We start from the raw sequence: 13914 nt of genomic DNA on the forward strand, positions 1-13914 counted from the left end.
TATTTCTATTTCAGATGGATACATGTACTGGTTTCCTTTTGATGCATAGATAAAATATAAAACCCAGTGCTACCCAGGTGAGCTGTCGGCCGCGACGTAATAATGAAGCACTGAGCCAAATACTACCTCCTGTAATACCGATCATATGGAGTAGGAGCTTATTGGCGATTTCTTCAATACCCAGTTGTCCTGGAATAAAAGCACCGATGCTTTTTAGCACAATGACGCTCATATCTACTATTAAACCATGTATTGGTTGTACTGAAACACCCAAAAATTTTAGAATATAATAGAATTCAAGGCTGCCAATAATCCAATGTAGTGCAAAAAGTAAGTAAGAATACCAAAAAACCTTATTTTGATGTTTATAAAAGTCTTTTACACTCCAAAGGAGTGACTGAACATGCGCTTGTGCTTTTCCAAAAGGTGTTGCTGTTGAAGCCTTGGTTTGTGAGGGACTTTTTGCAGCTATTAACCAGTAAAGTATCAAGATCATCAAAAGAAATAAGAACATACAGATCATATAAATTACTGGGCCTGCGTAGCGTATAATTTCATTTTTTAAAGGAGAAAATATCAACCAAATCATAGCAATCAAAAAGAGTGTCAATTGAGACAGTACGGCAGTAATACGGGATATTGCAACCGAATTCAATCCTTCTTTTAAAGGAATGTCATAACGGGTTATCAATTGTGCCTTTAATAAATCGCCACCGATAATGCTGGTGGGATTGAATAGTCCAACGGTTTCCCCGATTTGACGGACGGCAAAGAGTTTGAGCAGATTGACCTTCTTTTTTGCAGGGCCTAAACATATCCACCAAGCTAATGTACCTAAAAAATAGGCCGCGCAAGTTGTAAACAAAATAACGATGAAGCGATAACCAACAGAGGAGAGCTCTTTTTTCAACGCATTTAAATCGCTTTTCGCTAAAAAGATCGTGATGGACGCCAGAATCAAAAGTAAAAAAACACCTTTGATGAGTTGGCTTGGGTTTGTTAATTTGCCCATGCCAAATCGACTTCCTGTGTTTTGTCTATCAATAGTTCAATGTCATTAAAATAGCGTCCAGCTAGTCTATTCCAATCCAGTTGCCCAACATAGGATAGACCTTCAATGACGAGATTCTTTTTTAAGCTTGCGTCGGAGAGAATTTTTTTGAGGTAGTAAACATATCCAGCCGCATTTTCAGGTTGACACTTAAATCCATTTTTTCCGTGCTGAATCAAGGAGGCCGAGCCTCCGCCGTTGGCGATAACACAAGGAAGTCCGGATGCTAATGCTTCGACGACGACGTTTCCATACGTTTCTGAGACCGACGGAAAAACAAACGCATCGGCCGAAGCATATAAAATTGCGAGCTCATCATGGCTTTTCTTTCCTAAGAAAATAGCTTTAGGCATCTCTTGCATCGCAATTATTTTGGCTGTTCCTTCACCGACAACAATGAAATTATAGTCGAGGTTTTGGGCATGTATCTGTTGATAGATTTCAATAAGCGTTTTAATATTTTTTTCCCAGACGATACGACTGACAAAAAGGATTGTTGGTTTGTCATTCTTTGTGATGGTCTGCAGTTGAGATAGATTCTTTTTTTGGGGGTTAAACAGAGCTGTGTCTATTCCTCTTTGCCACAGTTTTAATCCTTCTTGTTGTAAGCCGATCTGCTGTAATTCATTTAGAATGGATTTGGTCGGTACATAGACAATATCACATTTGTTGTAAAAGTTATTCATTGCTTTTTTCATCCATTGTTCAGTCGGTTTGACTAAGGGTAATATGTTTTTGAAATAATAGGCAATGTATGAAATGAAGTGTGTATGATAGATTGTAAGGACAGGAATACCTTTCCGTTTGGCATAATTCAATGCAAAAAAACCTAAAAGGGAAGGAGTTGCAATATGGATCATGTCGGGAGCAAATTTATCTAAAGCGAGCTCAAGTTTCTTTTTAATAAGCTGTGGAATAGCGAGACAATAATCGTCATTGACCGGTATTTTGAATGTGGGAACCTTGTAAGAATGGAAATTTCGAAATTGCGTAGGGCCGCCGCCATAAATAAAGAAATAGTTGAATTTCTGCTGGTCTATACGGTTTATCAGCTGAAACATTGTCCGTGATGCACCGTCAAAATCCTCGACGAGTATCTCTGTAAAGAAGGCTACCTTTCTCATGTTATTCTTATTAGGGGTTGTATAAAAATAGTTGAAAGCTGTAACCCCTATGCTATGCAGGTATTAACCTTTTGTCATTATAGTGTTTATAAATTATTAGTTTTTAATGATTTGTGAATGATTATTAAAAGTAGAATTAATTGAATATGATAATAGAGCTAATGTTGGTGGAGTACCTTTAGAGTGAACAAAATATTCAGTCCATGCTATTAGATCTATTGTTCGAAAAAAAAATTAGACCCAAGGGTTTTCGAAAGATTGTCATCTTATTTATTTGTGCGTCTGCCGGTGTTATGTTGGGTTTTAAGTTGAAGCCAAAACAACAGCCGAAGTTTAGTAATTCGGTGTATGCAGCTATGCCGGAGGCGACATACGGAAAGCTAAATTTGTTAACATACAATATAGCTGGCCTTCCTGAATTGATTTCCAGTGCTGTAACCGAGCGGTCTTCCAGTATTACGTCGATCGGCAATCGGATCAATGCGTTTGATATTGTCAATGTACAGGAGGACTTTAACTACAACAAGTTTCTTTACAGCGAAAATAAGCATAGCTACCGAACGGCAAATATGGGTGGAGTACCTTTTGGGGACGGGCTGAGTACACTTTCAAAATATCCGATCGTAGAGTTTGAGCGAATAAGCTGGACCGATTGCAATGGTGCAGATTGTCTGACGCCTAAAGGCTTTTCTTATGCTCGAATTCAATTGGCCAAGGCAGTATTTATTGATGTTTATAATGTACATGCTACAGCGCAGGATGATCAGAATGCAACGATTGCCCGGCAGAAGAATATAAATCAGCTAAAAGCCTATATCAAAAAGTATTCGGCTGGCAGACCACTTTTGATTATGGGTGACTTTAATGCACATTATGCTTACGAGCTGGATAACATCGGTTCTTTTCAGAAGGACTTAGGTTTGGTAGATGCATGGGTAAGTTTACGCAACAAAGGTGATATTCCTGCGCATCAAGCGAACTTTGAAGCGAAAACGGCGTTGGAGTTAACAGAGGATTGTGAAGGTATTGATAAAATCTACTATCGCAACGATCATCATTTGCTATTTGAGGCAAAGAATTATCAGGTTCAAAAAAAGCTTTTTCAAAACGAAAAGGGCCAAGATTTATCCGATCATTGTGCAGTGTCCTTACAATTAGGCTGGCGTATTGTCAAACCGTCGGTTCAGTAAAATAAAAACTTTCTCAATTCTTTCATATCAATCGCGATTAGCACTGAACCCCTCAGTGCTTTTTTAATGGACATCAAAAAAGCCCCATAAAATGAATTATGGAGCCTTTATTAAATTGGGATAAATTATCTTATTTATTTATACATTTCTTCACGTTGTGCTTTCACTACATCGCTATTAATGTATTCATCGTAAGTCATCAATTTGTCGATGATACCTTTCGGCGTCAATTCGATGATTCTATTGGCAACAGTTTCAGTCAATTCGTGGTCACGGGATGTGAACAACATGGATCCTTTAAAATCAGACATTCCATTGTTCAATGCAGTGATAGATTCCAAGTCCAAGTGATTGGTTGGTTCATCGAAGATCAGGAAGTTGGCACCTTGAAGCATCATACGGGAGAACATACAGCGCATTTTTTCTCCTCCCGAAAGCACAGATACTTTCTTCATAACCTCTTCACCGGAAAATAACATTTTCCCCAAAAATCCCCGTATAAACTGTTCATCTGCTTCTGGGTTAGTTGTATATTCTCTCAACCAATCAACCAAATTATCACTTTTTCCTTCAAAGAACGCGGCATTTTCAATCGGCATATCGGCAGGAGTGATGGTAACGCCCCATTTGAATTCGCCGCCGAAATCGGTGTCTCTACCAGTGATAATATCGTAAAATGCTGTGGTAACCAATGAATTTGGACCTAGAACAGCGATTTTATCGCCTTTATTAATCATAAACGTGATATCCTTAAAGAATACCTCGCCATTGACCGTTTTGCTTAATCCTTCAACTTGTAGCGTTTGATCTCCTGGTTCACGATTCATGGTATTGAACATGATGGCAGGATATTTACGGTTGGATGGTTTAATCTCGTCAATATTGATCTTATCCAAGGCTTTTTTACGAGAAGTAGCCTGTTTGGATTTGGAAGCATTGGCAGAGAACCGACGGATAAATTCCTGGAGTTCTTTTACTTTATCTTCCATCTTCTTGTTTTGATCAGAACGTTGCTTTAACGCTAATTGAGAAGATTCGTACCAGAATGAGTAGTTACCCGTATAGATTGTCATCTTACCAAAATCAATATCCACTGTATGCGTACATACAGCATCCAAGAAGTGACGGTCGTGGGATACAACGAGGACGATTGCTTCGTAACTCGCTAAAAAATCCTCTAACCATGCAATGGTATTAATATCCAAATCATTGGTAGGCTCATCGAGAATCAAAATATCGGGTTTACCGAATAATGCTTGCGCTAAAAGTACGCGCACTTTTTGGTTACCGTCGATTTCAGAAACCAACTTATAATGTAGTTCTTCTTTAATACCCAAACTGCTCAATAAAGTTGCGGCATTTGATTCGGCATTCCATCCATCCATTTCAGCAAAAAGACTTTCCAATTCGCCGGCACGTTCGCCGTCGGCATCAGAGAAATCCTCTTTCATGTAAATGGCATCTTTCTCTTTCATGATTTTGTAAAGCTCTTGGTTACCCATCATGACAGTTTCAAGAACAGTAAACTCGTCGAAAGCATAGTGATCCTGACTTAAAACAGACATGCGTTCGCCTGGCGTGAATGCCACTGAACCTGTCGAAGGATCAACTTCCCCTGAGATAATTTTTAAGAAAGTAGATTTACCTGCTCCATTAGCGCCAATAATACCGTAACAGTTTCCAGGTGTGAATTTTAGATTGACATCTTCGAATAGTACACGTTTACCAAAACGAAGGGAGAGATTTGACACATTAATCATTCAGCAATGAATTTTTTGTATTTTTTGTTGTAAATATTCTGTTTATCAGGAATTTATGTTGTTTAAGTAAGTCGTTCTTTCGATGTGTTGTACACGATTGTACAACAATATTTGTGTATATTTGAAACATATAATTTACAAATCATTTACAAAGAACAATGGCTACTGTAGCAGCAGTTATACTTAAACATCATAAAAAACAAGACGGCACTTTTAATGTAAAAATTAGAATTACTCATAAAGGATCTACTGTTTACATAGATACAAACATCTATGCCGGCAAGTCTGATGTTGATACAAAGATACGATTAAAAAAGGTATTTATCGATACATACTTGACTTCCACGGTGAATGATTATCGGAAGAAATTAAACGCCTTGGGGGCTAAAGTTGACTACATGTCAGCATCCGATATTAAAGAGTATTTTTCATTGGAGGATGAGCTTATAGATTTTATTAAGTTTGCTGATGAAAATGTTCAGGCGTTAATAAATAGTAATCGAAAGAGTACCGGATTAAGAAGGAAAACGAGTGTTACATTTTTCAAAAGATTTTTAAATAAAATCCAATTCAATGTAGATCTTATCACTTCTAAATTACTTCGTGAGTTTGAAAAGTATTTATTCGATAATGACTATGCGGTTAACACTGTCCGAAATACAATGTCAGATATAAGGGCGATTTTCAATGAAGCAAAAGATGTCTATAATAATGAAGAGTTAGGTATTGTTAGAATTCACAATTCCCCATTTTCAAAATATACTCCTCCGGAATCCCCAGAAAGTCGAAAAAAGGGATTAGAGATTTCTAAACATGCAAAGTCTAAATCTTCTGGTAAGGCGGAAATTGACTTAAATCAAATTGTCGAAACGATCAAATTTATTAGAGATGTAGAGATCGAAAATACCGCGGATTCTATAGCTAGGGATCTATTTATGCTATCCTTTTATATGTGCGGGACAAATGCTAATGATTTTCATGCTTATTTAGTTGATAAGAATATTGAACGATTTGGCTATAATAGGAATAAAACAAGGGGTAAGAGAAAAGATAAAGCTTTTATCAGCATTAAAGTTACCGAGGAAGCAAAGCCACTTGTTGAAAAATATGCTGGCTACCTTCAAGAAAGATATGCTCTTCCTAAGGCTATAAATAATAGGCTTTCCGAATCTTTCAAGCTACGGTTGGCGGATGTATTTGGAATTCCAAATTTCACCTATTATCACGCTAGACACTTCTTTGCAACATTAGCAGGATTTTGTGGCTATGATGATTTTGATATCCAACGCGCATTAAATCAAAAGACAAATACTATGGCCGCTGTATATACAGCACGAGACTGGTCCAAAATTGACGAGATCCAGCGTGCAGTACTGGATCTACTCAAGGATGAAGCCGGCATCCACGATTAAGTATACGGTGAGAATTAGCTTTGCGTCTTAATGCCTGCAGCTTTTTCTAGCTCTGATAGTCGAGCTTCCGCCAAGCCTATTCTGGCTAAGATTTCGGAATTTTCTGACGTGCTCTTTTTCGTTGTTATGCCAGTTAAAAGCCAATTGATATCCATTGAGTATTTATTAGCCATATAGATTAGAATCTCAGGATTTGGAAAGCGGTGCCCGTTTTCTATTCTGGACATCACAACTGCATTGCCAACTTCTTTCAAATCTTCTTGAGTAATTCCTTTTTCTTTTCTGAATTGTTTAAATCTTTGACCGATCAAAGCTAAATTACTATCTCTATTTTCAGTCTGTGTAGCCATATATCTTTATTTTATTATTTAGATTTTTATGTAAAACTTCGAAACAATTGTTACCTAACCATAGGTAGGGCGAGCAACGGCCAACTTGCTTTAAAGTTGACTTAAAATATAAATTACTTAAAAACGACTGGTCGAAAAGGTCATAAATGAAATCTGTCACTTCTCGCACCAGGTTCTCATCTTCATCTTGATAATTTATGTTTACACACATTGCTATCTTACTTAAGATCCTTGCCCTGTTGGTGCCAAAGCTATTCATCTCGATCAGTTTAAGCCGTAAATTTTTAGGTTTTGGCTTAATATATATTCCGCCGGCTAATATTCCATTTTCTGACAAAGAACTTTCAAGAATATGTTTCTTTATAATTTTGAAAACCTTAAGTTCAGCAGGGGAGTAGTCGGCATTATAAGGCATTACCGGAGCTCCCTTTTTATAACATTATAAATTTGCTCGATTTCGTCCATGAATACCTGGATATCTGGGTACTTGTCTTTATCAGGATTAAGAGATCTTAAAATTAGTTGCCCCGTTTCAAGATCCTGGTGAGCTATCTGTTTCGCGACAATCCCTTCGGTCCGATGGACAAAGATCCAGTTAGGCCATTGGTGGTTGTGGAGTTTACTTTTCCAAAGTTCACGTTTTACTTCTCTTCCTGTTGCAATGGTTCCATCGGGCATGGCTTCTTTAACATCTCCATTATCCATGCTGTGACCACTGATCTCAAATGATCTGTATTTTCCTCGAACGTACTTATCAACGGTTATATAATGTTTCGGCAACTCTTCTATAAATTCTTTATCGGCATATCCAGTTAAATATCCAGCTTGTGCATAGACAGGTACTAGTTCCGTCCCCATGCGGTAACGACCTGGTGAAATTTCTGTGAATTTTTGATCCCCATCTTCATCATAAATTTCCGGATTCCCTATGTCTCTAGCGTTAGATTTTATTGTTTTAGATTCACTTACCTCAAATACTTCTTCCTCTGTTGTATTAAAAGTTGTAATTATATTAGTTACAACCTCCCTGGTTAAATTCTCAGTTCTGAAATATTGATAAACTGTATTCCGTGCAACTTGCAGCATTTCTGCAGCATTGATTACACTGATACCTTTCTTTTTAAGATATGATTTAAATTTTTCTCCTTGATATACAGACATATACAAAATAATGTAATATTACATATTGCATTATGTAATTAATGTAATTACATTTGTACCATACGAACAAAACAAAGGTAATACAATAGTTTAAAACAGGCAATCCCAAAATAGTACCAAATGAGTAAACAGCGAATTATAGGAGGGATGATCGACAAAACAGTCGAAATATTTGAAGACATCGAAACGCGTATTCTTTACTGTAGTCATGATATGCGTCAAACCATGTGGCCGAATTTTCCGAGTAATGTAATGGAAATGATTAAGCAAGATATGCTTAACAATCCTAAAAAATTGGAGCATCTGGCAAAGTGGCCAAACCTTAGACAGGACCAACAGATAAAGCAATACACACTTTGCAACTTCGGTGGCCTTGACGATTCACCCGATTTCGACGAAGATGGGACAGTTCATAGGTCGGAGTTTTATGACTGTGGACGACGAGGTGTCTGCAAATTTGAAGGCAAAATTTGTGATTCTATTCAGGTTAAAAATGGATATCTAACCAAAGCAGAGCTTGAAGTTCTGAGATATATCCGTCTTCCTGATAAATCGATCGCTGAAAAGCTAAACCGGTCACCGGAAACCATTTCTACGCATTTGCAAAATATTCGTGAGAAAACTGGACAATCCGATAAGTTGAACTTGGCCTTATTTGCCGCAGCAAAAGGAATAACACTTTACAAACCAAATAAAAAATAAATAATGGAACTACATACGATTATCAAAATAGAAAAGCAACCCACAGTAACAGACCATATCGAAGAGATGACTGGTGGAGATGTTAAAAGATTTCATTTGCAGCATATTAAAGCGGTCCGTGAAGCTTGCGGCCGTAAAATGAAAATGGATAAACCGCACATGAGGTATACTACAGTTGTAAATGCTGTTGCCGGTTTTATCGAGGTAAAAGCAGAGTTGAAAACAAATGGAGGTGAGAATGAACCGATTCAAAACAATTAGCATCGTTGAACCTGAATTAATCTCCCTTCTCCAGGAGTCAGCGGAACTCGGTGCGACCAGAGCACTAATTTCTGTAGGTAAAATGTCTCAGTTCATTTCGAACCAAGAAGCATACAGAAGAATTGGAAGCCGAAGAAAAGTAGATCGATGGATTCAAGAGGGAGTTCTTAATGTGACGGAAGCGGGAATCGATGTCACTCAATTAAATGCCATAGCAGCGAGTGCTAATCTGGCAACTTACGTACACACCAAAGGGAAAAAAGCATGAATTTCTTAGCGAGTACTCTAGAAGATCTAGGATTTTCTAGATATGAATGGAGCGATGAAGAAGTTGGAACGGTGATCGATCACAAGTTTGAAAACGAAAATTTTGCAATTGAAATTACAAACCTTCAAACTGTTGAAATAACCACTAAAGGCCAATATATAGAGCTACCAAACATCAACAATGATGAAAAATTGCAACAATTAATAAGTCTATTAACTAAATAAATCTATTCAAAAATGAATATCCTAATCAAAACAATTTCAATCATCAATTTTAAAGGTGTCAAGAATTTTAAAATTGATTTCGCAGAGGTGACGAACATCTTTGGCGCCAACGCTACAGGCAAGACAACAATCTTTGACGCTTTCCTATGGTTACTTTTCGGTAAAGACTCAAACGATCGGAAAGATTTTAATATCAAGCCGCTTGATATGGAAGGTCAAAAAACCGATAAATTAGAGAATGAAGTCTCAGCTATCATCGTAGTTGATGGAGAAGAAATTAGTATCCGTCATATCCATCGCGAGAAATGGACCAAAAAGAGAGGAGAAGCTATTGCGGAGTTTACCGGAAACGAACACCTTTATTACTGGAACGAGGTCCCTTTGCAAGCTGGAGAGTTTCAAGCTAAAGTAAACGGTCTATTGGACGAGAAGGTTTTCAAGCTAATTACAAATCCCCTTTACTTTAATTCAATGCCTTGGCAGGATCAACGTACAGCTTTATCAAGTATTGTTGGAGAAATCACGGATGACTTCCTTTCTGCCAAATATCCTGAGCTTAAGGTGCTGTTGGAAAATCTCTCGGGCAAATCATTGAAAGAATTCAAAGCTAAAGTTGCATCCGACAAAAAGTTATTGAAGGATAATATTGAACAAATCCCCGGACGTATTGACGAGCTTGAGCGCTCAAAACCTGAATTGGTAAGTGAAGATGGTATTAACGAGCGTATTACTGAATTGCAATCGAAATACGATTTATTGGATCAGCAGATCACAGACCGGAATGAAGCTTATAACGCGGCCAATGCTCAAATCAATAAAGCTATCCTTGATAATCAAAACGCAATACATCAGGCTAAGATTGAGAAGCAAAATATCGAAGCCAATCATAAAGCGGCTTATAATTCAGAATTGAACAATAGCCAGTCTGGTATAAATGAAGCGAAGTCCCGGGTTACAACTTTACAGTCTCAGCTTTCCGTCCAAAATCAGCAATTAGACTCGTTGGTTAAAACGCATTTCGACCATCTAAAAAGGCTTGAGAAAGATAAAGAAGATATTCAATCTAGAATGGATTCATTGCGTGAGCTGTTCAAGTCAGTAAATGGTCGTGAATTAAATGAAAATGAGACTTGTTGCGAGGGATGTGGAAGAGAGTTCGAGCCTGAGAAAATTGAAGAGGTAAAAGCCGCCTTCGTTTTACGCAAGAAAAATGAACTTGCTGGAATTAATGTCCAGGGGCAGGGATTGAAAAAGGATCTTGAGAGAAGAGATGAAGAAGGCCGGACCGCTATCGAACAATTTGAATTAACTAAAAACGCTTTGGATAATTCGATAGCCACTATTCAAAATTCTTTGGCTGAGGCGAGATCAAAATTGGAAGCATTTCAAGGAACCACTACGACAACGATTGATTCCGTAGAAAGTCGTCTTGCAAACGATCAATTATATCAAGATGTGATTTCAAAAATTTCTTCACTTGAAAGCCAAAAATTCGAAAAGCCTGAAAACATTGATCTTGGCGATCTTAGAGTTCAAAAGGCTACTGTAAACGCTGATATTGATTCTCTAAAACGTCAATTAACTGTTGGCGATCAAATTGATCGCGCCAATGCTCGTATCCAGGAGTTGAAAGATCAAGAACGCGGATGGTCCCAACAATTGGCTGATCTTGAAAAACTGGAGTTTTCTGCCGAGAAATACGAAAAAGCCAAAGCGGAAGAATTGGAAGCCCGTGTTAATGGTCTCTTCAAGTATGCCAAGTTTACTTTATTCAGCAAGCTTAATAATGGCGGTGAAGAGCCAACTTGTAAAGCTACTTTCAACGGGGTGCCATTCTCTGACTTAAATACTGCTGGTAAGATTTTGGTAGGAATTGATATCATCAATACACTTTCAGCTCACTACAAGGTCACAGCTCCAGTATTCCTGGACAATAGAGAGTCCATTTCCGTTATTCCAGAAACAGCTGCGCAGGTAGTAAACTTGATCGTGTCACCATTCTCAAAACTGAACGTTGGATTGCCTTTGTATAGTCCAGAATTCCTTGCCGAATTCGAACGCTATAAAGAAGAAACTGGCAATTCTTTTGAAGCATTTATCGATCGGAAATTAAGCGAACGCGCTGCCTAATGGCTAAGAAAATTGTTGCACCACTTCAATCATTTGGACTGGTATCATGTGAGGAATGCATTTATAAATTAAATGATGATGGAGTATTGATGTGGTGCAACAAATCAAAAATGCCTAGACCTACCAAACAATTAAAACACTGTATTTACAAAATCATAAAAGAAAATAAAGATGTCAAATAACAATCAAACACCGGCAACAACAAATATCAACTCAGATATTGCCGTAGCACAACCAACTCAGTCGGAAAGATTCACAATGGCTGTAATGAAAGAGTTTACTGCGAATGCAGGAGATGTTCAACTTACTAATTTTCAAAGAAAGCTTATCCAAAATTATTTCATTAAGCTTGATATGACATTAAAGGAAAACGAAGTTAAAAGACTTGGAAAGGCTGAACAATATCGCGATCAACTTGAGTTTGTTTGGAAAAACGTGAATATGTCCCAATTAGCATTGGATGTAGTTGCGTATTCAAGTATCGGTTTAGATCCTTTGCAAGACAATCACATCAACTTAATTCCTTACAAAAACAAGAAGACTAACCAATTCGATATTGGTTTCATTATAGGCTACGAAGGAATGAAAATTAAAGCCGTAAAATACGGGTTTGAGGTCCCAGATGACGTAATAGTAGAGTTGGTATATTCTAATGATGTATTTAAATCTCATAAAAAAAATAAGGATAACCAAGTTGAATCATACACGTTTGATATTGTCAATGATTTTGATCGAGGTGAGGTTATAGGTGGGTTTTATTATCATGTTTTCCGAAGTAACCCTGAAAAGAATCGCTTAAAGGTTATGACAATGAAGGATATCAACAAGCGTATTCCTAAAAATGCCTCTCCGGAGTTTTGGGGCGGAGAAAAGAAGAAATGGAATTCGGATGAAGTTGAGCAGATTGATGGATGGTATGAAGAAATGGTTGAGAAGATGCTTAAGAGAGCTGCATACAATTCAATTACTATCGATAGTGAGAAAATTGATGATCATTTAGTTAAAATGATGCAGGCGGAATCTCTTTCATTAAATGGAACTGACCAAACTCTGCTTCAAGTAAAATCTGAAATTGCCAATAATGCTAATAAGAAAGAATTAGGGTTCTCCGATGCTCAGGTCATTGATATCCCACATACCGAAGAAAAGAAGCCTGAACCTATTCCTGCTAATCCTCCAGTAAGTGCTATTCAGCCAAACGAGAATCCGCAAGATGATCAAGTAGAAATGAAATTCTAATGAAATTGCACATTATCAATAGTAATAGTGAGGGCAACTGCTACCTATTTACCGACAATGAGGGGAAAACTCTCATTGTCGAAGTAGGTGTCAAGTTTGATGAAGTGAAAAAGGCTTTGAATTTCGACCTGTCAAATGTTGTGGGCTGTTTGGTTACGCATGAGCATGGTGATCATTGCAAAGGCGCTGAGAATGCTGCAAGGTATGGTTTGGATATATACGCATCTGCCGGCACAATAGAAGCTCTAAAGTTCGAGAGCTACCGTTTGAAGCCGATTAATAAGGGAGAGAAGTTTTCCGTGGGGCCTTTTGATATTCTAGGGTTTGATGTTCATCACGATGTTAATGAACCGTTGGGTTTCTTGATCCGTCATCCGGAAATGGGAACAACATTGTTCCTTACAGATACAATCTATTGTGACTACAAGTTCCCTGGGCTTACGAATGTATTGATTGAAGCGAACTATTCGCAAAACATCATCGACGACAAATTGCGCGATCAATCGTTCCTTAGGAACCGAGTATTGAAGTCCCACATGAGTGTAGAAACGGCTATCAAGACGCTAAAAGCTAATGATCTGACTAAAGTAAACAATATTGTTTTGATTCACTTGTCGGATCGGAATAGCGATTCCAGATTATTTAAGCAGATCATCGAAGAGCATACTTTGAAAACCGTCACTATTGCTACCAAAGGATTAATTATTGAAAATTTTAACGATACACCATTTTAGATATGGAAAACACAGAATACAACCACGATTTATCTGTAAAAGCTCAGAAAGAATTGGCTGATAAAAATAATCATCCACATTTTGCACCGAAAAGCGGCTATTGTTATAACTGCGGAAAATCAATTTACACCGCAATAGAACGCGGCTCTTTTAAATCTGGAATCACTTTGGAACGAGCGAAAACAGAATTAGTCACAGGCTGTCCACATTGCCATAGGTCATATTGTGATTAGTGTCAAACGAATAATTTTTTATTATTTCAACTTATCCATTTGGATAAGTTGAAATAAGTTTATACATTTGAAGTG

General features: G+C 37.6%; 15 protein-coding genes. 10 read left to right on the plus strand and 5 right to left on the minus strand.

What is annotated here, in order from left to right; translation table 11 throughout:
* Window positions 1-10: 10 nt before the first annotated feature.
* Both B3297_RS08120 and B3297_RS08125 read right to left on the minus strand, forming a co-directional pair.
* Window positions 11-1012 (minus strand): lysylphosphatidylglycerol synthase transmembrane domain-containing protein, encoded by a 1002-nt coding sequence (locus tag B3297_RS08120; RefSeq protein ID WP_070565502.1) that lies wholly within the window; start codon window positions 1010-1012, stop codon window positions 11-13.
* Complete coding sequence (locus B3297_RS08125; protein WP_070565500.1) at window positions 1000-2175, minus strand: glycosyltransferase family 4 protein; 1176 nt, start codon at window positions 2173-2175, stop codon at window positions 1000-1002. Before B3297_RS08125 ends, B3297_RS08120 begins: the two co-directional genes overlap by 13 nt.
* Before the next feature lie 203 nt (window positions 2176-2378).
* Here B3297_RS08125 and B3297_RS08130 point away from each other — a divergent pair, with 203 nt between their 5' ends.
* Window positions 2379-3365, plus strand: coding sequence for an endonuclease/exonuclease/phosphatase family protein (locus B3297_RS08130; protein WP_070565498.1), 987 nt, complete (start codon window positions 2379-2381; stop codon window positions 3363-3365).
* A 134-nt stretch (window positions 3366-3499) separates the two neighbouring features.
* Here B3297_RS08130 and B3297_RS08135 read toward each other — a convergent pair whose 3' ends face one another.
* Entirely contained in the window at window positions 3500-5125 is a 1626-nt protein-coding gene (locus B3297_RS08135; protein WP_070565495.1) for an ABC-F family ATP-binding cassette domain-containing protein, read from the minus strand.
* Window positions 5126-5283: 158 nt separating this feature from the next.
* Here B3297_RS08135 and B3297_RS08140 point away from each other — a divergent pair, with 158 nt between their 5' ends.
* Complete coding sequence (locus tag B3297_RS08140; protein ID WP_286778761.1) at window positions 5284-6537, plus strand: phage integrase SAM-like domain-containing protein; 1254 nt, start codon at window positions 5284-5286, stop codon at window positions 6535-6537.
* Between the two features lie 14 nt (window positions 6538-6551).
* On the opposite strand, the gene B3297_RS08145 is transcribed toward B3297_RS08140, so the two are convergent.
* Together B3297_RS08145 and B3297_RS08150 are read right to left on the minus strand one after the other, a co-directional pair.
* Window positions 6552-6887, minus strand: a complete 336-nt coding sequence (locus B3297_RS08145) for a helix-turn-helix domain-containing protein (protein ID WP_286778762.1) — start codon at window positions 6885-6887, stop codon at window positions 6552-6554.
* 414 nt (window positions 6888-7301) lie between these two features.
* Window positions 7302-8048 carry a hypothetical protein gene (locus B3297_RS08150; protein ID WP_286778763.1) on the minus strand — a complete coding sequence of 249 codons (747 nt, stop codon included), beginning with the start codon at window positions 8046-8048 and terminating at the stop codon, window positions 7302-7304.
* A gap of 120 nt (window positions 8049-8168) precedes the next feature.
* Here B3297_RS08150 and B3297_RS08155 point away from each other — a divergent pair, with 120 nt between their 5' ends.
* The 8 genes from B3297_RS08155 (at window position 8169) to B3297_RS08190 (ending at window position 13839) form a co-directional block, all read left to right on the plus strand.
* On the plus strand, window positions 8169-8750 hold the full coding sequence (locus tag B3297_RS08155) for a helix-turn-helix transcriptional regulator (protein WP_153846342.1): 582 nt from the start codon (window positions 8169-8171) through the stop codon (window positions 8748-8750).
* Between the two features lie 3 nt (window positions 8751-8753).
* On the plus strand, window positions 8754-9011 hold the full coding sequence (locus B3297_RS08160) for a hypothetical protein (protein WP_286778764.1): 258 nt from the start codon (window positions 8754-8756) through the stop codon (window positions 9009-9011).
* The gene (locus B3297_RS08165; protein WP_286778765.1) at window positions 8977-9279 is read left to right on the plus strand and encodes a hypothetical protein; all 303 of its coding nucleotides are present in this window, start codon (window positions 8977-8979) and stop codon (window positions 9277-9279) included. The genes B3297_RS08160 and B3297_RS08165 overlap by 35 nt, the downstream gene beginning before the upstream one ends.
* Entirely contained in the window at window positions 9276-9503 is a 228-nt protein-coding gene (locus B3297_RS08170; RefSeq protein WP_286778766.1) for a hypothetical protein, read from the plus strand. The genes B3297_RS08165 and B3297_RS08170 overlap by 4 nt, the downstream gene beginning before the upstream one ends.
* Window positions 9504-9515: 12 nt before the next feature.
* Window positions 9516-11633 carry an AAA family ATPase gene (locus tag B3297_RS08175; protein ID WP_286778767.1) on the plus strand — a complete coding sequence of 706 codons (2118 nt, stop codon included), beginning with the start codon at window positions 9516-9518 and terminating at the stop codon, window positions 11631-11633.
* A 171-nt stretch (window positions 11634-11804) separates the two neighbouring features.
* Window positions 11805-12872, plus strand: a complete 1068-nt coding sequence (locus B3297_RS08180) for a recombinase RecT (RefSeq protein ID WP_286778768.1) — start codon at window positions 11805-11807, stop codon at window positions 12870-12872.
* Window positions 12872-13606, plus strand: coding sequence for an MBL fold metallo-hydrolase (locus B3297_RS08185; RefSeq protein WP_286778769.1), 735 nt, complete (start codon window positions 12872-12874; stop codon window positions 13604-13606). Before B3297_RS08180 ends, B3297_RS08185 begins: the two co-directional genes overlap by 1 nt.
* Before the next feature lie 2 nt (window positions 13607-13608).
* Window positions 13609-13839 carry a hypothetical protein gene (locus B3297_RS08190; protein WP_286778770.1) on the plus strand — a complete coding sequence of 77 codons (231 nt, stop codon included), beginning with the start codon at window positions 13609-13611 and terminating at the stop codon, window positions 13837-13839.
* The last annotated feature ends 75 nt before the right edge of the window (window positions 13840-13914 follow it).

Source organism: Sphingobacterium sp. UBA3519 (genome assembly GCF_002377215.1).
GTDB classification, from domain to species: domain Bacteria; phylum Bacteroidota; class Bacteroidia; order Sphingobacteriales; family Sphingobacteriaceae; genus Sphingobacterium; species Sphingobacterium multivorum.